The 20656-nt window shown below is 62.5% G+C and carries 26 protein-coding genes and 1 tRNA gene; 15 read left to right on the forward strand and 12 right to left on the reverse strand.

The window, feature by feature from the left end:
* Nucleotides 1-88: 88 nt before the first annotated feature.
* From mobC to CFP68_RS17500, 3 genes are all read left to right on the forward strand, one after another.
* Nucleotides 89-298: a plasmid mobilization relaxosome protein MobC gene (mobC, locus tag CFP68_RS18675; RefSeq protein ID WP_099828223.1), complete on the forward strand. Its 210-nt coding sequence runs from the start codon at nucleotides 89-91 to the stop codon at nucleotides 296-298.
* On the forward strand, nucleotides 295-717 hold the full coding sequence (locus tag CFP68_RS17495) for a hypothetical protein (RefSeq protein WP_099828224.1): 423 nt from the start codon (nucleotides 295-297) through the stop codon (nucleotides 715-717). The genes mobC and CFP68_RS17495 overlap by 4 nt, the downstream gene beginning before the upstream one ends.
* A 232-nt stretch (nucleotides 718-949) precedes the next feature.
* The gene (locus CFP68_RS17500; RefSeq protein WP_099828225.1) at nucleotides 950-2497 is read left to right on the forward strand and encodes a Fic family protein; all 1548 of its coding nucleotides are present in this window, start codon (nucleotides 950-952) and stop codon (nucleotides 2495-2497) included.
* A gap of 241 nt (nucleotides 2498-2738) precedes the next feature.
* Here the strand turns inward: CFP68_RS17500 and CFP68_RS17505 are convergent, their stop codons facing one another.
* The 4 genes from CFP68_RS17505 to CFP68_RS17525 all read right to left on the reverse strand — a co-directional run bounded on the left by CFP68_RS17505 (nucleotide 2739) and on the right by CFP68_RS17525 (nucleotide 4687).
* A complete protein-coding gene (locus CFP68_RS17505; protein WP_099828226.1) occupies nucleotides 2739-2999 on the reverse strand; it encodes a hypothetical protein in 261 nt (86 codons plus the stop codon).
* 33 nt (nucleotides 3000-3032) lie between these two features.
* On the reverse strand, nucleotides 3033-3704 hold the full coding sequence (locus tag CFP68_RS17510; RefSeq protein ID WP_420915831.1) for a zincin-like metallopeptidase domain-containing protein: 672 nt from the start codon (nucleotides 3702-3704) through the stop codon (nucleotides 3033-3035).
* 208 nt (nucleotides 3705-3912) lie between these two features.
* Entirely contained in the window at nucleotides 3913-4458 is a 546-nt protein-coding gene (locus tag CFP68_RS17520) for a hypothetical protein (protein WP_099828228.1), read from the reverse strand.
* A 67-nt stretch (nucleotides 4459-4525) separates the two neighbouring features.
* Complete coding sequence (locus CFP68_RS17525; protein ID WP_099828229.1) at nucleotides 4526-4687, reverse strand: ribbon-helix-helix domain-containing protein; 162 nt, start codon at nucleotides 4685-4687, stop codon at nucleotides 4526-4528.
* 87 nt (nucleotides 4688-4774) lie between these two features.
* Between CFP68_RS17525 and CFP68_RS17530 the strand changes: the two genes are divergently transcribed.
* Nucleotides 4775-5128 carry an Arc family DNA-binding protein gene (locus CFP68_RS17530; protein WP_099828230.1) on the forward strand — a complete coding sequence of 118 codons (354 nt, stop codon included), beginning with the start codon at nucleotides 4775-4777 and terminating at the stop codon, nucleotides 5126-5128.
* Nucleotides 5129-5299: 171 nt separating this feature from the next.
* Here CFP68_RS17530 and CFP68_RS17535 read toward each other — a convergent pair whose 3' ends face one another.
* From CFP68_RS17535 to CFP68_RS17550, 4 genes are all read right to left on the reverse strand, one after another.
* The gene (locus CFP68_RS17535) at nucleotides 5300-6352 is read right to left on the reverse strand and encodes a phage portal protein (protein WP_099828231.1); all 1053 of its coding nucleotides are present in this window, start codon (nucleotides 6350-6352) and stop codon (nucleotides 5300-5302) included.
* A 2-nt stretch (nucleotides 6353-6354) separates the two neighbouring features.
* Nucleotides 6355-7581: a hypothetical protein gene (locus CFP68_RS18550; protein WP_241524153.1), complete on the reverse strand. Its 1227-nt coding sequence runs from the start codon at nucleotides 7579-7581 to the stop codon at nucleotides 6355-6357.
* On the reverse strand, nucleotides 7578-7862 hold the full coding sequence (locus tag CFP68_RS17545) for a hypothetical protein (protein ID WP_099828232.1): 285 nt from the start codon (nucleotides 7860-7862) through the stop codon (nucleotides 7578-7580). The genes CFP68_RS18550 and CFP68_RS17545 overlap by 4 nt, the downstream gene beginning before the upstream one ends.
* 293 nt (nucleotides 7863-8155) lie before the next feature.
* Nucleotides 8156-8230: transfer RNA gene (locus tag CFP68_RS17550), tRNA-Thr, on the reverse strand.
* Between the two features lie 419 nt (nucleotides 8231-8649).
* On the opposite strand from CFP68_RS17550, the gene CFP68_RS17555 reads away from it, so the two are divergent.
* The 11 genes from CFP68_RS17555 to CFP68_RS17605 all read left to right on the forward strand — a co-directional run bounded on the left by CFP68_RS17555 (nucleotide 8650) and on the right by CFP68_RS17605 (nucleotide 16108).
* On the forward strand, nucleotides 8650-9816 hold the full coding sequence (locus CFP68_RS17555) for an MFS transporter (protein WP_241524154.1): 1167 nt from the start codon (nucleotides 8650-8652) through the stop codon (nucleotides 9814-9816).
* 9 nt (nucleotides 9817-9825) lie between these two features.
* On the forward strand, nucleotides 9826-10005 hold the full coding sequence (locus CFP68_RS17560; RefSeq protein WP_099828233.1) for a hypothetical protein: 180 nt from the start codon (nucleotides 9826-9828) through the stop codon (nucleotides 10003-10005).
* Complete coding sequence (gene murA, locus CFP68_RS17565; protein ID WP_099828234.1) at nucleotides 10005-11270, forward strand: UDP-N-acetylglucosamine 1-carboxyvinyltransferase; 1266 nt, start codon at nucleotides 10005-10007, stop codon at nucleotides 11268-11270. Before CFP68_RS17560 ends, murA begins: the two co-directional genes overlap by 1 nt.
* Nucleotides 11267-11743, forward strand: coding sequence for a DUF2948 family protein (locus CFP68_RS17570; protein WP_099828235.1), 477 nt, complete (start codon nucleotides 11267-11269; stop codon nucleotides 11741-11743). The genes murA and CFP68_RS17570 overlap by 4 nt, the downstream gene beginning before the upstream one ends.
* A 56-nt stretch (nucleotides 11744-11799) precedes the next feature.
* Nucleotides 11800-13101 carry a histidinol dehydrogenase gene (gene hisD / locus CFP68_RS17575; RefSeq protein ID WP_099828236.1) on the forward strand — a complete coding sequence of 434 codons (1302 nt, stop codon included), beginning with the start codon at nucleotides 11800-11802 and terminating at the stop codon, nucleotides 13099-13101.
* A 32-nt stretch (nucleotides 13102-13133) separates the two neighbouring features.
* Nucleotides 13134-13445, forward strand: coding sequence for a DUF4357 domain-containing protein (locus CFP68_RS17580; protein ID WP_241524155.1), 312 nt, complete (start codon nucleotides 13134-13136; stop codon nucleotides 13443-13445).
* On the forward strand, nucleotides 13442-13909 hold the full coding sequence (locus tag CFP68_RS17585) for a UPF0262 family protein (protein ID WP_099828238.1): 468 nt from the start codon (nucleotides 13442-13444) through the stop codon (nucleotides 13907-13909). Before CFP68_RS17580 ends, CFP68_RS17585 begins: the two co-directional genes overlap by 4 nt.
* Nucleotides 13910-14028: 119 nt before the next feature.
* On the forward strand, nucleotides 14029-14247 hold the full coding sequence (gene infA, locus CFP68_RS17590) for a translation initiation factor IF-1 (protein WP_099828246.1): 219 nt from the start codon (nucleotides 14029-14031) through the stop codon (nucleotides 14245-14247).
* 45 nt (nucleotides 14248-14292) lie between these two features.
* Nucleotides 14293-14886, forward strand: coding sequence for a Maf family protein (locus CFP68_RS17595; protein WP_099828239.1), 594 nt, complete (start codon nucleotides 14293-14295; stop codon nucleotides 14884-14886).
* On the forward strand, nucleotides 14883-15911 hold the full coding sequence (locus tag CFP68_RS17600) for a ribonuclease E/G (RefSeq protein ID WP_099828240.1): 1029 nt from the start codon (nucleotides 14883-14885) through the stop codon (nucleotides 15909-15911). The genes CFP68_RS17595 and CFP68_RS17600 overlap by 4 nt, the downstream gene beginning before the upstream one ends.
* A 14-nt stretch (nucleotides 15912-15925) precedes the next feature.
* Nucleotides 15926-16108, forward strand: coding sequence for a DNA gyrase inhibitor YacG (locus CFP68_RS17605; protein ID WP_099828241.1), 183 nt, complete (start codon nucleotides 15926-15928; stop codon nucleotides 16106-16108).
* A 45-nt stretch (nucleotides 16109-16153) separates the two neighbouring features.
* Here the strand turns inward: CFP68_RS17605 and yihA are convergent, their stop codons facing one another.
* The 4 genes from yihA to CFP68_RS17625 all read right to left on the reverse strand — a co-directional run.
* Nucleotides 16154-16804, reverse strand: coding sequence for a ribosome biogenesis GTP-binding protein YihA/YsxC (gene yihA / locus CFP68_RS17610; RefSeq protein ID WP_099828242.1), 651 nt, complete (start codon nucleotides 16802-16804; stop codon nucleotides 16154-16156).
* Between the two features lie 34 nt (nucleotides 16805-16838).
* Nucleotides 16839-18695 carry a membrane protein insertase YidC gene (gene yidC, locus CFP68_RS17615; RefSeq protein ID WP_099828243.1) on the reverse strand — a complete coding sequence of 619 codons (1857 nt, stop codon included), beginning with the start codon at nucleotides 18693-18695 and terminating at the stop codon, nucleotides 16839-16841.
* A 61-nt stretch (nucleotides 18696-18756) separates the two neighbouring features.
* The gene (locus tag CFP68_RS17620) at nucleotides 18757-20334 is read right to left on the reverse strand and encodes an EAL domain-containing protein (protein WP_099828244.1); all 1578 of its coding nucleotides are present in this window, start codon (nucleotides 20332-20334) and stop codon (nucleotides 18757-18759) included.
* 171 nt (nucleotides 20335-20505) lie between these two features.
* On the reverse strand, nucleotides 20506-20656 hold a 151-nt coding region (locus CFP68_RS17625; protein ID WP_145953488.1), incomplete at its 5' end, for a transposase.

The raw sequence follows: 20656 nt of genomic DNA on the forward strand, positions 1-20656 counted from the left end.
GAACCCAACCCGATCACCAGGTGCAACGAGTAGCTTAATTTATGCCAGATCCTGTCCAATGATCGGGGAGTAGCTCAACACCAATCCTGTGCAGGATCACCAAGAGTTGGGCCGTATCCTCGGCTCGCTCGGGGCCTCGCGCCTATCCCAGAACCTCAACCAACTCGCCCGCGCCGCCAACCGTGGCGCTTTGCCTGTTTCGCCCGATGTGGAGGCCGAGCTCAAGCAAGCCTGCGCCGATGTCGCTGCGATGCGGGATGCGCTCATGCGTGCCCTTGGAAGCGGAGGGCCGTCATGATCCTCAAAGGTTCCCAGCGCGGAAATGCCGCTCAACTGGCCAAACATCTGACCAACATGCGCGACAACGAGCATGTCGATCTGCACGAGCTGCGCGGGTTCATGAATGAAGACGAATTGCATGCGGCGCTGCAAGAGGCGGAAGCCATCGCCAAGGGCACGCGCTGCAAGCAGCATTTGTTCTCGCTCAGCCTGAACCCTCCCGAAGGTGTTCACGTCGATACCGCCACATTCGAGACCGCCATAGAAATGGCCGAACAGAAGCTTGGCCTAGACGGGCAGCCGCGCGCCGTTATCTTCCATGAGAAGGAAGGGCGGCGGCATGGCCGCCCACTCAAAGCGGCCACGGAAGCGGCCAGAATTCCAGTATCGGTAGCAGCGGAGCTCTCGCTAAGTCTCTATAGGCAAGGGGTTTGGTAAGTAATTTGGTGGTTGAGTAAACGGCCAGGCATCCGGCTATCACAAACAGCGAGATTGATCCTGAAGTGAACGTCAAAACCGCTCTGAGTGACCGTCCTTGTGCATGGATCGCTCTCTATGATCGATTTTCGACCTTCCTGATTGATTTTCGACGACGGTTCCTGTAAGGTTGTTTTCGACATTTACGCCGCGTGTGGCGTGATCTTCGACGATAATGACGGAATTTCGACCTATGAAGCTACACGATCTGAGGCCAGACTTCTTCCAGGATGAGCCACTTCCAGAGGCGACGAGCCTTGTGGGCTGGTCTGCTCTTGCGTGTTCCCTTGGGATCAGAGCGCCGGTGCGCACTCTTGCCTGCGTTTCTGAAAGACATGTCAGAGGCAACAGGCGTGAGGATGGGCCATGGATCGTATTCGACAAGCGATACTTACCCGAGGAAACCCTTGAAGGGCACCTAAACTTTGCCCTTCGGCATGAGAATATAGATTTACTGATCCTCAAGCGAATTTTCCAATCCGTACCCATTCAATCCATTGAGGACATCATCAAGGCGACCCCGACCGGCGCATTTTCGCGGCGCATCTGGTTCTTCTACGAGACACTGACCGGAAACACGCTGGCACTGGACGATGCCCAATCCGTAACTGCTATCCCCGCCCTTGACCCGAAGCTATATTTTACGGGCAAAGAGAAGCTCTCTCAGCGACACCGTGTTCGCGACAACCTGCTTGGCACGGGCGCGCTGTGTCCGGTGATCCGGCGCACGGAGAAGCTGGAGAAGATGGTTGCCCTTGATTTGGCCAGCAAGGCACAGGTTACAATCGGCAAGACCGGCGGTAATGTTGTGGCACGCGCAGCAAGTTTTCTTTTGCTCGCGGACAGCCGCGCCAGCTTCGAGATCGAAGGCGAGAGGCCACCGGTCAACCGGCTCGAACGCTGGGGGCGTGCTGTTCTCGAAGCGGGCAAACGCCCACTGAACCAGACAGAGATATACCGCCTACACCGCATCCTGATTGGTGATGATCGCCTCACGCCTGTCGGCTATCGTGAAGAAGGTGTTTTTCTTGGTGAGCGGGACCACCAGAACGAGCCTGTTCCCGAATTTGTCGGTGCCCGGCCTGAAGACGTCTTTCATCTGATGACCGCACTGAACGAGTGCAACAATAGGCTCAGGATCAGTGATCCGGACGATGTCGATCCGGTACTGCAAGCGGCTGCCATTGCATTCGGCTTTGTCTATACTCACCCGCTTGCCGATGGAAATGGCCGTTTGCACCGATGCCTGATTCATCACGTTCTTGCGGAGCGCAAATTCACGCCCGCCGGAATGGTTTTCCCGGTCTCATCCGTCATGCTGGATCGCATTGATGACTATCGCGAAACTCTTCAGGGACACTCCGCACCGCTAATGAACTTTATCGAATGGCGGGCACTTCCGAGCGGCAACGTGGAAGTGCTGAATGACACTTCCGATCTGTACCGTTTTTACGATTGCACTGCTGAAGCAGAGTTTTTGTATGAATGCGTGCAAAAGACCATTGAAGAAGACCTGCCAAAAGAGATTGATTATCTGAGGCGGCATGATGAGGCGATGCGCGCCATCATGAATGCAATCGAGATGCCCGATAACCTTGCACAGCAAGTGATCATTTTTATTCGGCAGAATGACGGGAAGTTTCCAAAGCGTCGGAGAGATCGAGAGCCCCTTTCCAAGCTTACCGAGGAAGAAGTGGCCATGCTGGAAGATATTGTAAACGAGGCATTTTCAGAAACCTGATCGCCAGACCAAGACCATCTCGGTCATGTCCTGTGAGACGGCGCGAAGGAAGCTGCCTGGCCGGAGGCAAGTTTACGTTGTGCGCATAGTGCTCAGACTGGCTGAGTATAAAGGCTCAGAAGTAAACCAGTGCCTGCATGACACTGCCCATCATCAGATGGGCGCATTTGCCTTGTCTGCCTATCAGATGATAGGCACCCAGCGGCTGGCCTACCGGCCAGCCGCGAAATTTTCTACTCCCTCAAAACATGCTAAGCTGCGCACCGCTCCAACCAGTGCGCGCCGCTTCATGCTCCAGCCATGCGGTGACAAAAGCCACCGCGCCGCCGTGATCAGCCACGGTTCCGGCGGGAATGAAATGCGAGCGATAACCTGTCTCGGTGACGGGCACCGGCGCGCGGCCTTCGCTCATGATCTCGATATGATCCACCAAGCCGAATTTCTCCGGCGTGAAGGCGACTTTCAACGCGATGCCGCGCCATGTGATGTTGTGCTGTTCCATGTCTTATGCCTCCCCCATGCGGGGAGCCGCCGCTTACGCGGCGACTCCTTCCTCTGCTCGGGGTTGCTCGTCTTCGATCATAGGCTGAAGACCATGCAGAAAATCTGCTGCGCGCTGCGCATGGGCGGCGGCGGTGAAGATCGCGCGCTTGTCTTCCTTCAAAACCTTTAACCAGCTTTGGATATAGGCGGCATGATCGCTGCGGGGCTCTGGTGTCAGTTCCAGATCGGCGCAAAGAAATGCTGCGCCAAGTTCTGCAACAAGCTCCTCGCGGGCGTAGCCTTCATCGCCCCAACGCTTCCGCCCTAGATCACGATCAAGTCGACTCTTGTGCTTCGTCCAGTGGGTTAGCTCATGGGCAAGGGTTGCATAGTAGGCCTCGGCGCTGCGGAACGTCTCAAAGGCTGGCATCTGCACATGATCGCTGCCGCCGCTATAATGGGCGCTGTTTCCACCATGGCGAATGTCGGCGCGCGTGGCATCATATGCGAGAATAGCGTCATTCACGGTCAGCTTGTCCGCTTCCGGTCCAATGAGGTGACGACGCCTTTGCCGATCCGTTTCCTTTGCGCACCATTCCCGCGCCGCTTGCTCTGTAAGTGCGCCAGTGCTTTCGCGGTAGTATTCTGTGATTGACCTGCCGTCATAATCGACGCGGCCCCTGACGTACCAGACTTCTCCCCGGAGATAGACTTCAAGCGGCATTGCTGGCCCTCCATAAGGATTGTGTCGATCTGATCTGGCGTGATGATCATCGTCTTGCCGCGACCATAGCGGGCATTGTGGCGATTGGCTTTTTCACGCAACGTCCGCTCGGTCATGTGCAGACCCCGCTCGGCAAGAATAGCGACCCATTCAACCGGCGTCTTACCGGTGTCCAAGAGCGCAGAGCCAAGGGCGGGGCGGTTGGCCATTACTCTTCGAGACCTTCAACCAAACCGGGCAAACCAATGTCCTCGCACTCATTCTCCCACGCAACAATAAGCAGGGTCTTGATGTCATCAGGGATCGTCTTCGCTAGACGCCAAGTGTCGAACACCTGAACAAAGTCAAACTTGTACTCTTCGATTTCAGCGATGGAATTGACCGTGCGCAGTGACATACCGTGCGCCTGCCCCTCGACGGGATGACCGTCATTGACAACCACCGTGTAGCGTTCTTTTCCGGGATTTCGTCCACCGCTGAAAGCAAGAAACGCCCGGATCACCGTGCCGGCAAATGCGTTGCCATAACGCAGTGCGTCCCGCCGATCCATCGCCCGGCCGCGTTGGCTCAGTCGGTCGGATATCCAGATCGCCACTAAGTCTTTGAGACAGTAGGACCACCGACCATTTTCGCCAAGCTGGCCGATGCCGCCCATCATTTCACGCTGACGATAGTTGCGCTGCAAATCCGGCGTCGGCTCAGTGAAACTGGCCACCGCACCAGGCGAAAGATTGTATTTCGCAAAAACCGTCATAACGTGCTCCGTATATGGTTGCTTCGGTTGTAGCGAAGCATCCTTTAACGGTCAATCCCCCGCTCCCCTAAACGTTGGTCGGTTCAGGTGCGGCCACGGTTTCCATGCGGTCGCGGATGGCGCGGATCACTTCGCTGTTTTGCGACGATCCGTTCTTGTCGGCTTGGCCCTTGATCCAATCTTTCAGATCGTCGGGCAGGCGAAGCTGCATCGGTTTGCGGGTGGTCATGTGAGGCCTCATAGTGTCGAGTTGACACCATAGAGGTAGCGATTCGACATCATTGCGTCAACCGGAAAAAGGTGTCAAATCGACACTATGGCTAGAACACCTTTCCCAAGCGACACGCAGGACAAGTTCATGCTCCGCCTTCCCGATGGGATGCGCGATTTGATAAAGCAATCGGCTGAAAGAAATAATCGCAGCATGAACGCCGAAATAATCGTCGCCCTAGAGATGTTTTTGGGGGTCACGGGGGGAAAGTCACTCATGGACTACGATGATCCTTCGACCTTTAATCTTTCTGGTTTGCCAGAAGAGGAACAACTTCGCCGTATTGTGCAATCATCAGCACAGACCATGTATGAAGAGCTTAAAAAGTCCTTGCGGGCGCCACCTGCGGACATAAGCAATCCGCCCGATTTCCCTATTTCTCTCGATGATGAAAAATAGGCCGGGAAGCATCCGCCCCCCGGCCCATGACCGACCCCGGTTGCGCCGTGTCGATCCGCGCCGCGTCCCTGAAAAGGCTGAGGACCGCGCCATGTCGGGGTTTACCCACTCACCGACTTACGGGGTTGCATCCGGTGCGATCATGACCCCCGGTGGCGCAACCTGCCAATCTCAATCCTTCCAATCCACAAGGTCCAGCGCCTCAGCCGGATCCACGCCCGCCTCTTTCGCCATCGCCAGCGTCTGCACAATCGCCCCCAGGGCGCGCGCACGGCCCCCGGCATCGAACGCTTGCAGCGGTCGCATCACGTCCAATTTTACGGCTTGCCCAAATTTCTCGCTGGCCTCTTGGCCGATCATCGCGGCAATCGGCATAAGCGCCCATTGAGCAAGGTGGCGTTGCGCCTCGCGCACCATCGGCCCCGTGGTGGCGGAATTGCCCAGCCCAGGCAGAACGCCATAAACCATTTCGATGCTGGACCGCGCCGCCGCCAGCGTCTCGCGCGTCATGGCCTTGGAAAGGTCCGGCGTCACATCGCTGGCCTTGAGATCGGTCTGAGGTGCAGGCCCGCCCGCCGCCGTGACGTTGACGGATTCACGCACCAGGACACGCCCGCGCATCCCCCGGAACCCGTGCGCCAGATCGCCCATATCGGTGTCCGGTGCCTCGGGAAACGGAATGACAGACGAACCCAATGGTGCGTTCGCATAGACTTCCGACAAGGCCGATTCCATCGTCTGCAAGAGACCCGCCGTCAGACGCGCCCGCCGCAAGGGCGATTGTCCGACATACGGCATACCCATGTCAGCGCCGATCCGCAGGTGCATCACTTCCCCCGCCAGGACGGTTTGCGTGGTGCCGCCGCCCGTGTCGGGAATGCCGACACGATAGGCGACAGGCCGGGAAAACCGCGTCGTCAAATCCCAATCGGAACATGGCAACAGCCCATCCTCGCGAATCACGAACACGGCTTCACCACGTAACGCCAGAGCGCGCGCCGCAAGGGCCAGCATGGCCGGGGTCAGCATGTCGGTGCCTTCCACGTCTGCAAGGCTCAGCCCGCCTTCCCAGAGGCTCACACAGCCTTGCACGGTCCCTGTCAATTCCGCGATGCCTTCAACGCCCGTGATGTAATCGGCGCGCGCCTGCATCACTTGCGTGGTGTATCCGGTGCCGGATGACCGGGTTTCGACGGCAGGCTCTTTTCGCTTGAATGGCCACATGCTCAGGCCCTCCTGTAATTGCGCAGAAGATCGCCCGCGCCGCTGTATTGCATCGCCTTCGCAACCCATGCCGGATTGCGTTCGAGTTCTTCGCGGATCGGGCCGATCTCAACGGACGTGCTGGACGCGCCCGCCGTGCCGGGATCATCGGCCAGGCATTCGGCCAGCCGCCGGAACGCCTCAGCGACGGGCGCGGGAACCGGTCCTGCACCGACCTGTGCCGTGATGCGATAGGTGGCGTCATAGGGCAGACAGATGCCCAAGGGACCATCCAGCAGCGTCATGGGAACCCAGGTGTCGTGCCGCCACACATGCCCGTCAGGCAACAGGCCGCTGATCATCATGCGGTCGTGTTCCTCGGCCGATTGATCAACCGCCAACTGATCATAGTCGAAACGTCTTGTGATCGCCGTCCTGAGGATGCTGGCAATCACGTCCGGGGTAAGTGCCTCAAGCTGGCATGTTCCGCCGGTCCAGTTTTTGAAACGGCTATCTGTCGCCTTGGCTGGGGACGTGGGCAGGTCATGGCGCTGCACCTGCTCACGGGTCAGGGCCACCCGCTCAAACTCGACACTGACGAACCCGTGCGGCCTATCTGCCATCACGAACGCCGTTACGTCCTCGGCCACGCTATCGAAGATCGAAACGCCACTGGGATCATAATCCCCAAGGTGCAGAATGATGGCGCGCTTTTCGATTGCGCAGATCCGATTCGCCAAGCGCTTCTTGGCCGTCAGGCTATCGAAGCCGCCCGACGAATAGACCGGCACCGAATACGGTTCAGCCACCCGGAAAAGCTGGGGCGACATGCCCGCCGCCTCGCACCAAACCTCGATATGAACACCTTGCGCCGTCAGCTTGTTGCGGGTGTATCGCTCGCCGAGTTCTCGGACGTGGCGCAAGAAGTCGTCGCGGTCGTCAAAGTGGTCCATCGTCCAAGTCGTCACTCCATCGTCGCGGATCGCGTCGAAGGGGATAATCTTGCCCCGGCGGGCATTGGCGAGGTGGTGACAGAGCCGCCCATAAGCGGCCTCGGTCTTGTCGTAACCATGCGCGCCAACCATGCGGTAGAAAATCTGACGGCATGTCAGGGGCCAGAACCGGCGGTATTCATCCAAAACGTCTTGCGCCTGATCCAGAAGCGCGCGGGTCTTGGCACTTGGCTTGTATCCGTCGATATACCCCCGGTTGCGCTTTTTACGGCTGGCCTGAATTTCTGAAACGCTCATGCCAGCACCTCCCCGTTGAGGGTGCCGAACAACGCCACCGATGCCGTCTTGTATGCGTCGGCATCGTCCAGGCTGTTCAATGCGGCATAGGCCAGCGCGGCTCGTTCGGTGTCGGACAGGCGGGCGATCAACACCATCGTCAGGCCGTGCCAGCTTGCCGAGTCGCCCAACGTCAGGACGTAACCGACCATCCGGGCAACGGCCTTGTGCGCCGGTTTGGCATAGAGCGACATGGCATTGCGGCCCGTCGATTTCGGCTCGATCGGGGTCAGCGCGTTCATACCAGCGCCCCCCAATGCGTCGTCAAAATGGGGTGACGCGCCGCAAAGGATGCAGTATGGTTCGCGCTGACTGGCCGTGCAAAGCTGTCACCAAGAGCGCCGTTGAACCCTGCAAGGTTCGCGGCGTTTTCTTTTGCCAGATTGGGAACAAACCCGGCACGAACCGCCGTATCCTGTACGGGATTTGTACCGATCTGGTTCGATTGCGCCCCGTTTGTTCCCGTAAAATTCCGCAAAACGAGGGAAGCCGCATTTCGCGGGTCGGCGTAAGTGGCTGTTATATCTGAGTTAAATGGTGCTGTGAGAGAGGATTGAACTCTCGACCTCACCCTTACCAAGGGTGTGCTCTACCACTGAGCTACCACAGCATTGCAACCTTGTCCGCCCGTCAGCCGGGCGATCAGCGTTGTCGGCGGGTGGATAGACGCAGATCGGCGGCGGCGCAAGGGGGTTTTGCGCAAGAATTGCGGTTCGATGCGAATTGTCTGCGCGCGCAAAAGGGGGGCGGGATGGCCTGGGTGGCGATGCGCCATGGGCGTCCACCCGGGCGCTGTGCAGATGACGGCAGGAGGGCGCGCAAGCCAGACCGAAGCGTGGCGGCGGCCGCTTGCGCGCCGCGTCCGGTCGGTCCGGCCTGTCCGGTGTTTCCTTCCCGCAGTCGGGCGGATACACCGCTTGCTGACCTGTCTGCCGCCATCGTCGGACCATGGCAACAGGCAGCGGATCGCGCGGTGGCTGCGGGCGAATCGATCCGGGACGGCCACAGGAAAAGGACGCTAGACAGCAAATGCCGGATTTCAGGGGCCCGCGCGGTGGCGTTACCGCGATGTTCATTCTGAACGGCGCCCTTTTCGGGATCTGGGCGTCGCGGATCCCGGCATTCGTCGATCATTTCGCGCTGACTTCGGATCAGTTGGGGCTGTTGCTGCTGTGCCTCGGGGGCGGGGCGATCGTTTCCTTTCCGCTGGCCGGGCGGGCCTCGGATCGGCGCGGCGCCGCCGGTGTCACGCGCGTCATCGCGCTGGCCTATGCGGTTTCGCTGGCGGCCCTTGCCCTTTCGCCGAACCTTCCGGTGTTGGCCCTTGCCCTGCTGGCCTTTGGCGCGGCGCACGGCGCGATGGACGTGACCATGAACGCCTGGGGGGCCGAGGTCGAACGCCGCATGGCGCGGCCGATCCTGCCGGTGTTCCACGCGATGTGGAGCCTTGGTGCCGGGTTGGGGGCGGCGTCGGGATTTGCCGCGGTCCGGCTGGGTGTTCCGGTGGGGCCGCACTTCCTGGTCCTCGGGGCGCTGGTGACGGCGGTCGCGTTGTGGTTTGCGCGCATCGATTGGAAATCGGACCGGTCCGACGCGCCCGGATCGGTCTTTGCGATTCCGAAAGGCCGGCTGGCCCTGGTCGGGCTGATCGCGATGTCCGCCGCGCTCTGCGAAGGGGCCATGGCGGACTGGAGCGCGGTATTCCTTGACAGCGTCAAGGGCATCGACGAGGCGCGCGCCGCCCTGGGCTATGTCGCGTTCTCTGCCGCCATGGTGGGGGTCCGCCTGTCGGGTGCGGCGACCGTGGCCTGGCTGGGCACTACCCTGTCGGCGCGATTGTCGGGCGTCTGCGTGTTTCTGGGGGTGGTCACGGTTCTGCTGGCGCCGGCCCTGGCGATTGCGTTGGCGGGCTTCGCGCTGATCGGGGCGGGGGCCGCGCTGATCATGCCGCTGGCGTTTTCACGCGCTGCGGCCGATCCGCTGATACGGCCCGGCCGTGCCATCGCCAGCGTTGCGACCTTGGGCTATGGCGGGATGCTGATGGGGCCGCCCCTGATCGGGTTTCTGGCGGATGCCACGACGCTTTCGTTCGCGTTCGCGGTGCTGGCGGTCTTCGGCGTCGCGATCGTTGCGCTTGCGCCCTGTCTGGTGATCCCCGCCAAGGGCGATCTGGACCCGGACGGCGCGCTGCGCTAGAGACGGACCATGGCAGGAAAAGACGACCCCGGCACGCCGAAAAGCGCCGCCGCATTGCGCGAAGAACGTCTGAAAGCGGCGTTGAAGGCCAACCTGAAACGGCGCAAGGCCCAGGCCCGCGCCCGCAGCGACGATGCCGGGGGCGGCAAAAACAGCCCGCAGGGGCCGCAGGACAAGAAGGCGGATTGATGGATTCCATTCTGGTAAGGGGCGGTGGAGAGCTGCACGGCGAAATCCCGATCGCGGGGGCCAAGAACGCGTGCCTCACGCTGATGCCGGCGACGTTGCTGAGCGATGAACCGCTGACCCTGACCAACGCGCCGCGCCTGTCGGACATCGCCACCATGACGACGCTGCTGCAATCGTTGGGCGCCGAGGTATCGTCGATGCAGCAGGGCCAGGTTCTGGCGCTGTCGTCCCACGACATCCACAACCGGCGCGCGGATTACGACATCGTGCGCAAGATGCGGGCCTCGATCCTTGTCCTGGGCCCGCTTCTGGCGCGCTTCGGCGAGGCGGTCGTGTCGCTGCCCGGCGGCTGTGCCATCGGGGCGCGGCCCGTCGATCTGCACCTTCGGGCGCTCGAGGCGCTGGGCGCCGAGCTCGAACTGCGCGACGGTTATGTCCATGCCAAGGCGGTCGGCGGGTTGAAGGGCGGCACCATCGACTTTCCGCTGGTGTCGGTCGGCGCGACCGAGAACGCGTTGATGGCCGCGACCCTGGCCCGCGGCACGACCGTCATGAACAATGCCGCGCGCGAGCCGGAGATCGTCGATCTTGCCCAATGTCTGCGCCGGATGGGGGCGCAGATCGATGGCGAAGGCACCTCGACGATCACGATCCAGGGCGTCGATACCTTGAACGGTGCGACCCACGCCGTGGTCACCGACCGGATCGAACTGGGCACCTATATGCTGGCCCCGGCCTTCTGCGGTGGCGAGGTTGAATGTATCGGCGGGCGGATCGACCTTGTCGGCGCCTTCTGCGAAAAGCTGGATGCGGCCGGAATTTCGGTGACGGAAACGCCGCGTGGCCTGAAAGTGGCGCGCAAGAACGGCCGGATCCGGGCGGTGGATATCGAAACCGAACCGTTCCCCGGCTTTCCCACCGACCTTCAGGCGCAGATGATGGCGCTGCTCTGCACCGCCGACGGCACATCGGTGCTGGAGGAAAAGATCTTCGAGAACCGTTTCATGCATGCGCCCGAACTGATCCGCATGGGGGCCGACATCGACGTGCATGGCGGCCATGCCACGGTGCGCGGTGTCGAAAAGCTGAAAGGCGCGCGGGTCATGGCGACCGATCTGCGGGCGTCGGTGTCGTTGATCCTGGCTGGTCTGGCGGCGGAAGGCGAAACCGTGGTATCGCGGGTCTATCACCTCGACCGCGGCTATGAGCGGGTGGAACAGAAACTGGGCGCCTGTGGGGCCCATATCGAACGGATCAAGGGATGACCGCTGACGATGCCCGCTTTGAAGACGGTGGCGCAAAGCCCCTGCGCCTGCAGGCGCTGACGCCCGAGGATCTGGGCGTCATATCGGCCCTGACGCAGGACAGCGTGCTGCCCGCGTCGGAAATGACGTGGGACCGCGGCGCGCGGCGCTTCGCGCTGCTGATCAACCGCATGCGATGGGAAGACCTGCCGAAGGGCGGCGCATCGGACGAGGTCAGCCGCGTGCGTTCGGTGCTGACCTTCGACAACGTGGCCGGCGTCCAGACGCAGGGCGTGGATCGGCGCGATGCCGATCAGATCCTGTCGGTGCTGTCACTGGCCATGGACGAGGACGCGACCACCGACCGCGTGATCGTGACGCTGGCGGGGGACGGGGCGATCGCCGTCACCATGACCGCGCTCGACGTGTCGTTGCGCGACGTCACGCGCCCCTATCGCGCCGTTTCCGGCAAGGTTCCGCATCACCCCGATTGACGGGCTTGAGACGGGGCGCGTGCAAAGCTATCTGCGCCCCAAGAAGGAGTGCCGCGATGCCCCAGTTCCTGTCAACCAACGATGCCGACTTCGAAGACCGCTTTGCCGCGCTTCTGACTATGAAGCGCGAGGATAGCCCCGATGTGGACGACACCGTGGCCGCGATCATCGCCGACGTGCGCAAGCACGGCGATGCGGCCGTGATCGAGCTGACCGAAAAGTTCGACCGCCTGACCCTGACCCCCGAAACGATGGCCTTCACCGAGGCCCAGATCGACGCGGCCATCGCCGCCGTTTCGCCGGAAGACCGCGCCGCGCTGGAACTGGCGGCGGCACGCATCCGTGCCTATCACGCGCGCCAGATGCCCGCTGACGAAAGCTGGACCGACGACACCGGCGCGACACTGGGCTGGCGGTGGGGGCCGGTGTCGGCGGCCGGATTGTATGTGCCGGGCGGCCTGGCGTCGTATCCGTCGTCGGTATTGATGAATGCGATCCCGGCGGCCGTCGCCGGCGTTGAACGCCTGGTGATCACCGCACCCACGCCCGATGGCGTCTGCAACCCCCTGGTTTTGCTGGCCGCGCGGCTTGCCGGGGTCGAGACAATCTATCGCATCGGCGGTGCCCAGGCGATTGCCGCGCTGGCCTATGGCACGGAGACCATCCGCCCGGTGGACAAGATCACCGGACCCGGCAACGCCTTTGTCGCCGCGGCCAAGCGCCGCGTGTTCGGGCGTGTCGGGATCGACATGATCGCCGGGCCGTCCGAAATCCTGGTGATTGCCGACACCGACAACGATCCCGACTGGATCGCCGTCGATCTGCTGAGCCAGGCCGAGCATGACGAAAGCGCGCAAAGCATCCTGATCACGACCGACGCGGATCTGGCCGACGCGGTGGCACGCGCCGTCGAGGCGCGCCTGCAAACGCTGGAGCGCCGCGCCATCGCCGGCGCGTCCTGGCGCGATTTCGGCGCCATCATCACGGTCAACGATCTGGGCGAGGCGGCGGCACTGTGCGACCAGATCGCGCCCGAGCACCTTGAACTCTGCGTCGACAACCCCGAGGCGCTGGCCGCCAATATCGCCCACGCCGGTGCGATGTTCCTGGGCAAATGGACCCCCGAAGCCATCGGTGATTACGTCGGCGGGCCGAACCACGTGCTGCCCACCGCCCGCTCGGCCCGGTTTTCGTCGGGCCTGTCGGTGATGGATTTCCTGAAGCGCACGACAATGGCAAAAATGACGCCCGCCGCGCTGAAGGCCATCGGCCCCGCCGCCGAACGTCTGGCCCGATCCGAATCGCTTGAAGCGCACGGACTGTCGGTGCGCGCGCGGCTGGACGTGCTGAACAAATGACGGGGTCAGGAACAGGCCCGCTGGAGTTCGGCTTGAGTGATGACAACTCCGAGGGAATGCTGACGGCCGACGCGGGAGCTTCGTGCGCACGAGAGATCAGCGATCATGCCACGCGGGGATATGGTGCGATTCATGACGATCTGTTGCGCACCGGCGTGATCGACAAAACATCTGTCCCAGCCATGTTCAGCGAGAATTACGCGTTCAAGAGTCCAAGCGCTGCGGCGGCGGTTGTCGTCGGAAGGCCGGCGAACGGGCGGACCGAGTGGAAGCTGGACACCGGCCAGACCCTGGCCGACTGGGAGGCGATGACGCTGGCGGAAACAGCGGAGATCGGACGATGAGCCGCATCGTGCATATCGACATCGACGATTCCGACCTGCCCCCGCCCTCGGCAGATGTCGAACAGGAACGACGGATCGCGATCTTTGATCTGCTGGAAGACAATTCCTTCGTGCTGGCGGACAAGGGGGCGGAGGGGGCGCTGCACCTGTCGCTGGCGGTCCGTCAGGGGCGGTTCGTCTTTGCCATCACGTCGCCCGACGATACGCCGGTTGCGGAATTCCGGATCTCGCCCGGCCCGTTGCGCCAGGTGATCAAGGATTACGCGACCGTCTGCGAAAGCTATTCCGACGCCGTGCGCAGGCTGCCTCCGGCGCGGATCGAGGCCATCGATCTGGCACGGCGCGGGATACATGCGGAAGGCGCGCGGATCCTGTCGGAACAGATCGATCCCCACGCCCGCGTCGATCCGGCCACCGCGCGGCGGTTGTTCACCCTGCTTTGCGTGCTGATTCCCGACGGCTGAACCGATGTCATCGTCGCCGCATGCGTAACAAGGCCGATTCCGGCCTTGAAAACCCTGCCGATAAGGCGCATTTAGTGCGCTGTCCGCAACGCAGGCGGAACATAACCGACGGAGTGAACATGGCCAAAGAAGAACTGCTCGAGTTTCCTGGTGTCGTGAAGGAACTTCTGCCGAATGCGACATTCAAGGTCGAGCTGGAAAACGGCCATGAGATCATCGCACATACGGCGGGAAAAATGCGCAAGAACCGCATCCGCGTTCTTGCCGGCGACAAGGTCCAGGTCGAGATGACCCCCTATGACCTGACCAAGGGTCGGATCAATTACCGCTTCAAGTGATATGATGCCAAGTGTCGCAGTCCTTTCAAGGCTGCGAATGGCAAGATGACCGATACTTCCCCCAGGCTGATCCTTGGATCCGGTTCCCCCCGCCGGCTTGAGTTGCTGCGCCAACTCGGCCTGTCGCCCGATGACGTCCGCTCACCCGATATCGACGAAACCCCGCGCAAGGGCGAACTTCCGCGTCCCTATTGCATCCGCATGGCGCGCGAGAAGGCCGAAGCCCTGAACGCCGGACCCGATGACATCGTGGTCTGCGCCGACACAACCGTTGCGCTTGGCCGTCGCATTCTGGGCAAGCCCGCCACGGCAGGCGAGGCGGCGGCATTTCTCTATGCGCTGTCGGGGCGGCGCCACCGTGTCGTTACCGCGATCGCCGTCAAGCGCGGCGATCGGATGTGGGAACGTGCCGTCGTGACCACCGTGCGCATGAAACGGCTGTCGGATCTCGAGGTGAACGGATACCTTGCCACGAACGATTGGCGCGGCAAGGCGGGCGGATATGCCATTCAGGGGCCCGCCGGCGCGTTCATACCGTGGATCCAGGGATCGTTCAGCGCCGTCATGGGGTTGCCCGTGGCCGAGACGGCATCGCTGTTGCAGGCGGCCGGATACCCCTTGTTCGGAGAGACCCCATGAAGGGCCGCCTGATTGTCCTGGACCGGATCAACGACCGTCTGGCCGCCGCCCTGATCGAGGATGGTCAACTGGCCGATCTCCTGATTGCGCCGCCCGAAGATCATCCGGTGCCCGGCGCAATCTATCGCGCCGTGGTCGATCGCCCGATGAAGGGGCAGGGGGGCGCGATCCTCCGGCTGCCCGAGACGGCAGGCGGGCGGGGATATCTGAAGGCCGCGAAGGGTCTTGCGCCGGGCACCCCGCTGTTGGTGCAGGTGACGGGCTTTGCCACGGATGGCAAGGCCACCCCCGTCACCGACCGCGTCCTGTTCAAAAGCCGCTATGCGATCGCCACCCCCGGCAAGCCCGGCATCAACGTCTCGCGCAGCATCCGCGACGAGGAACGGCGTGACGAGCTGCTGTTGCTTGCGCACGAGGCCATGGGAGACGCACCCGGCCTCGGATTGATCCTGCGATCTGCCGCGGCCGGAGCATCCGAAGAGGCCGTCATCGAGGACATCGTCGCCATGACCGATCTGGCCGTGGCGATCACCGGCGACCAGGGCCGCGATCCCGAGCTTCTGGTCGATGGCCCCGATCCCCATACCCTGGCCTGGCGCGAATGGCCCGAGCCCGACACGATCTCGACAAAGGACGGCGGGTTCGCGGATCACGGCGTCGACGCCATGATCGACGCGCTGCGCCAACCCCGCGTGATGCTGCCATCGGGCGGCACGCTCTATATTGAACCGACGCGCGCCCTGGTGGCGGTGGATGTCAACACCGGTCCCGACACGTCGCTGGCGGCGGGCCTCAAGGCCAACATCGCCGCGGCCCGCGCGCTGCCGACACAACTGCGCTGTCGGGGGCTTGGCGGCCAGATCGTGCTGGACGTCGCGCCGATGCCAAAGAAAGACCGTCGCGGTTTCGAATCGGTCCTGCGCGCCGCGTTCAAGGCAGACGCGTCTGATATCGTTCTGGCCGGATGGACCCCTTTGGGCCTTTACGAGTTACAGAAAAAGCGTGACCGCCTGCCTCTGCCGTAATCGAAAGACGTTCCATGGCCTGCCCGATCTGCGACCGCAAGACCGACCCGAAATACCGCCCCTTCTGTTCGCGCCGCTGCGCCGATATCGATCTGGGGAAATGGCTGACGGGATCCTATGCGATTCCGGCCGACGACGCCGATGATATCGACGAGGCCGATCGCGCCCAAGGCATGGACCGCGATCGACCGCATTGATCGCGTTCCTGTCTGTCGGTTTTTGGGCTTAACCGATCTCGCCGCTCACTCGAGCGTCGCGATGATCCCGCGCAGCACATCGATACCGGCGCCGGTTTCCGACGAGGTGACGATGATCTCGGGGAAGGCAGCGGGGTGCCGGGCAAGGGCGGCCCGGGTGGTGGCAAGTGATTTTTCCAATTCGCTGGCCTTCGGCTTGTCCGCCTTCGTCATCACGCACTGAAACGTCACCGCCGCCCGGTCCAGCATCGACAGTATCTCGTCATCCACGGCCTTGACGCCATGCCGGCTGTCGATCAGCACGAACACCCGGCGCAGGGTCGCCCGCCCGGACAGGTAACTCTTCATCAGGCGTTGCCATTTCCCGACGACAGCCACCGGCGCATTGGCAAAGCCATAGCCGGGCAGATCGACAAGGAAGTGCGTCTCGCCCGCGGTGAAAAAGTTGATCTCCTGGGTGCGCCCCGGCGTGTTCGAGGCCCGCGCCAGCGCCTTGCGACCGGTGACGGCGTTGATCAGGCTTGATTTGCCGACGTTGGAGCGGCCTGCAAAGCAAACCTCGATCGGGCCGGCGGGCGGAAGCCCGTCCATCGCGACGACACCCTTCAGGAAATCAGTGGGCCCGGCGAACAGCAATCGGCCGGCCTCGCGCGCCTGATCGTCGACTTCGGCAAACGGGAAGGGGAGGCGCGTCATGCTGCGCCTCCCGGCCGGGTCCATTCCGCGATCATCATTTGCGCTTCGGTTTGGCAGCGACATTGGCCGCTTTCTTGCCGTCGCTCTTGGGGGTCTTCTTGAAGCCGCCCTTGATGTTGCCGAACACGTCCGGCTTGTAGCCTTGGCTGCGCATGATCAGATACTGCTGGGTGAAGGTGATCGTGTTGTTCGTGATCCAGTACAGCACCAGACCGCTGGCAAACTGGCCCAGCATGAACATGAACACCCAGGGCATCCAGGCAAAGATCATCTTCTGCGTCGGGTCCGCGGGGGCGGGGTTCAGCTTTTGCTGCAACCACATGGAGACACCCAGAAGGATCGGCAGCACGCCCAGGGACAGGATCGCCAGGAACGACGTCGGATCGGGCGGTGCAAAGGGTAGCAGGCCGAACAGGTTCAGGATCGAACTGGGATCGGGGGCCGACAGGTCGCGGATCCAGCCCAGCCAAGGGGCGTGGCGCAGTTCGATCGTGACGAAGATCACCTTGTAGAGCGAGAAGAAGATCGGAATCTGCAACAGGATCGGCAGACAGCCCGAGGCCGGGTTCACCTTGTTCTTCTTGTAAAGCTCCATCATGCCGGTCTGCAGCTTCTGGCGGTCGTCGCCGGCCCGTTCCTTCAGCGCTTCCATCTCGGGCTGAAGTTCCTTCATCCGCGCCATGGAGACATAGGATTTGTAGGCCAGCGGAAACAGCAGCGCCTTGAGCAGGAACGTCAGGCCGATGATCGACCATCCCATGTTGCCGATCACGCCGTTCAGCCAGTGCAGCACGAAAAAGATCGGCTTGGTCAGGAAGAAGAACCAGCCCCAGTCGATCGAATCGATGAAACCCTCGATCCCGGCATCGTCTTGGTAGTCACGGATCGCTTCCCATTCCTTGGCGCCGGCGAAGACGCGGGTCGACGACGTGGCGGTTTCACCCGGCGCGACATCGATGGAGGCAAGACGCGCCTCGGTCTGGTAGAGATCCGAGCCGGCAACGTATTTCGACACGGACGTGAACCCGGTGCCGGGTTCGGGGATCAGCGCCGTCATCCAGTATTTGTCGGTGAAGCCGACCCAGCCGTTGCTCTGCGCGGTCAGCACGTCGGCATTGGCGCCCCAACGATCGTCGGGATCCTGCTCGGGCATGTCGTCATAGTCGATTTCCTGCAACTCGCCGTCGGTCATGCGGACCACGCCTTCGTGCAGGATGAAGAAGTTGGCCAGGTTCGGCGGTTCGCCCTCGCGGGTGATCATCCCGTAGGGGGCGACGCGCACGGCGGCATCGGTCGTGTTCTCGATCGATTGCGTGACCGTGAACATGAACTTTTCGTCGACTGCGATTTCCCGATGGAAGATCAACCCCTTGCCATTGTCCCAGCTCAGGGTCACGGGCGAGTCGGGGGTCAGTGTGGTGCCATTGTCCAGCGTCCATTCGGTGTTGGCATCCGGCACATCCGCAAAGTCCAGCGTCCCGCCGGGGGCCCAGCCGAACAGCGCGTAATAGGGGTGTGCGTCACCGACCGGGGACAGAAGATCGACCAGCGGCGACGCGGGATCCAGCGTTTCGCGATAGTTTTTCAACGCCAGTTCATCGATGCGCCCGCCCAGAAGCGACAGCGAGCCGAGCAGGCTGGGGGTGTCGATCTGAACACGCGGAACATCCGCCGAGACGACGCTGGCGGTGCCTTCGACGCTGCCCGACGTGGAGGTGCCGGTACCGGTGTCGGCCGTTGGCCGCGTTGGGGTGTCCTGGCTCATCTCGGTCACCGTCACCGGGTCGGGATTGGGCGCCTGTTCTTCAGGGGGAAACAGCACGAACCAACCCAGGATCACGATGAAGCTGAGAGCCGTGGCAAGAATGAGATTCTTGTTTTGATCGTCCATTCGGGGCCGCCGCCTGATTACTAAGGAACGCCGCCGGTTCAACAGGCCATAGGGCGAAAGGTCAAGCCGTTTTGCCGTCGTTGCCATCCTTGGCCGCATCGTGCCGTAGCTGATCGATGGAAATCAGGCCGGCCAGGGCGGGGGGATGCGGCGGTTCGGCCCGTTCCTGCCGTAAGGTCCAGCGCGTCATCTCGTCCGCGGGCATCGGGCGGGCGATGGCAAAGCCCTGAAGGTCGCCGACACCCAACGCGGCGAGTGCCGCGTGTTCCGCCGGCGTTTCGACCCCTTCGGCCAGCACCTGAACATCCAGTTGGCCGGCCATCGTCAGGATCGCGGCAATCATTTCGTGCTGCTTGCGGTCTGTGTCCAGTGCGGTCACCAGGGATCGGTCGATCTTGATCCGCTTCACCATGAACCGGCGTATCCCGGCAATCGAGGCGCTGCCGGTGCCGAAATCGTCCAGCTCGATCATGCAGCCCAGCGTGCCCAGCGCAAGGATGTTGCGCACGGTGGCCGAATCCGGATCCGGCGCCGAGGCCACGGATTCAAGGATTTCAATCCCCAGCCGCCCGGGCGCGATGCCGTACCGGTCCAGCGTCCAGCGCACCCGTTCGATCAGCATGGGATCGGCAAGATCGGTCGCGCCCATGTTGACCGAGAGGCGCGGGATGCGGACGCCGCGCCGATCCCAATCGGCCAGTTGCGCCAGCGAGGTGTCGAGAATCGCGTCGGTCAGCTGCTTCATGCAGCCGTGCTGTTCGGCCAGGTCCAGAAACGTCGCGGGGGCCAGGATGCCCCGGGTGGGATGAACCCAGCGGGCCAGAACCTCGGCCCCGGTGAGGGCGCCGGTGTCGCAGTCGATCTGCGGCTGGAAGAACGGTTCGAATTCGCCGCGCGCAAGCGCCGCGCGCAGGGCGTCACCACCCGGCGCCGCAACGGTCGGCGCGGTCGGGACGCCATGCCGGGCCATGTCCGGCTCGAACGCGCGCAGGCTGCGGGGTCCGGCGGCCTGGGCAGCCGCCAGCGCCAGTTCGGCGGCCGCCAACAGCGTGATCGAAGCATCCACCCCCGCAAGGCGGGCGGCATGGGCGAAGCCCGCACTCAGCCCGACGTGAACCTGGCTTCCGTCAACGCTCAGCGGTTTTTGCGCACAGGTCTGAAGACGGATCGTGGTCTGCACGGCCGCTTCCAGTCCGAAATCCCCGCTGGCCCGCAGATGCAGACCGAACCGGCCGGGCGCGACGATGGACACCGTGTCGCAGGATCGTATCCTGGCCGTCAGACGCCGCACGATCTGTGCTTCCATGTCGTCCAGCGCGCGCTTGCCCCAACGCTGCCGCAAATCGGCCAGGTGATCCATCTCGAGCACGATGCACAACGCGTCGGGCGGCCCCGACAGGCCGGCTTCCAGTGTGTCGCGACTTTCCTGTGGCCGGGCGAGGCAGGTCGCGCGCAGCCGAAACAGATCGCGCCGGTCGATCGTCCCCAATATGAACGCCAGCGCGATGGCGGCCGTGAACATCGCGCCCTCGACCCCGTGCGTTACGGTCGAAACCGCGATTGCCAGCCCAAGCAGGACGAGGAAATGCAGAATGGAAAGGCGCCATGGGCCGCGCTTTGGATTGGAGAGCAGGCGCATCCGTTTTCCTCCTGAACGTGTGGTTTGCCGAAAACACACGTAGGACACGAAAACTGTCAGCGCGTTAATCGCCCCTTGCCAAATACGCCGGATTTTAAGCGATCTTTCACGATGCGACCGGAAGCCAAGCGAATTACGGCTCGCCAATTCTGCGCGGCCTGGGGTCAGGACTCATAGCCAATAGATGACAAGTGCTGCGAGAGCGATGGTCGACAGAAAGACCTTCGGACAGCGGTCGTATCGGTTTGCCACCCGTCGCCAGTCCTTCAATCTGCCGAACATGATCTCGATCCGGTTGCGGCGTTTGTACCGACGCTTGTCA

Origin of the sequence: Oceaniglobus indicus (genome assembly GCF_002751875.1) — a bacterium.
In the GTDB taxonomy this organism is placed as follows: Bacteria; Pseudomonadota; Alphaproteobacteria; order Rhodobacterales; family Rhodobacteraceae; genus Oceaniglobus; species Oceaniglobus indicus.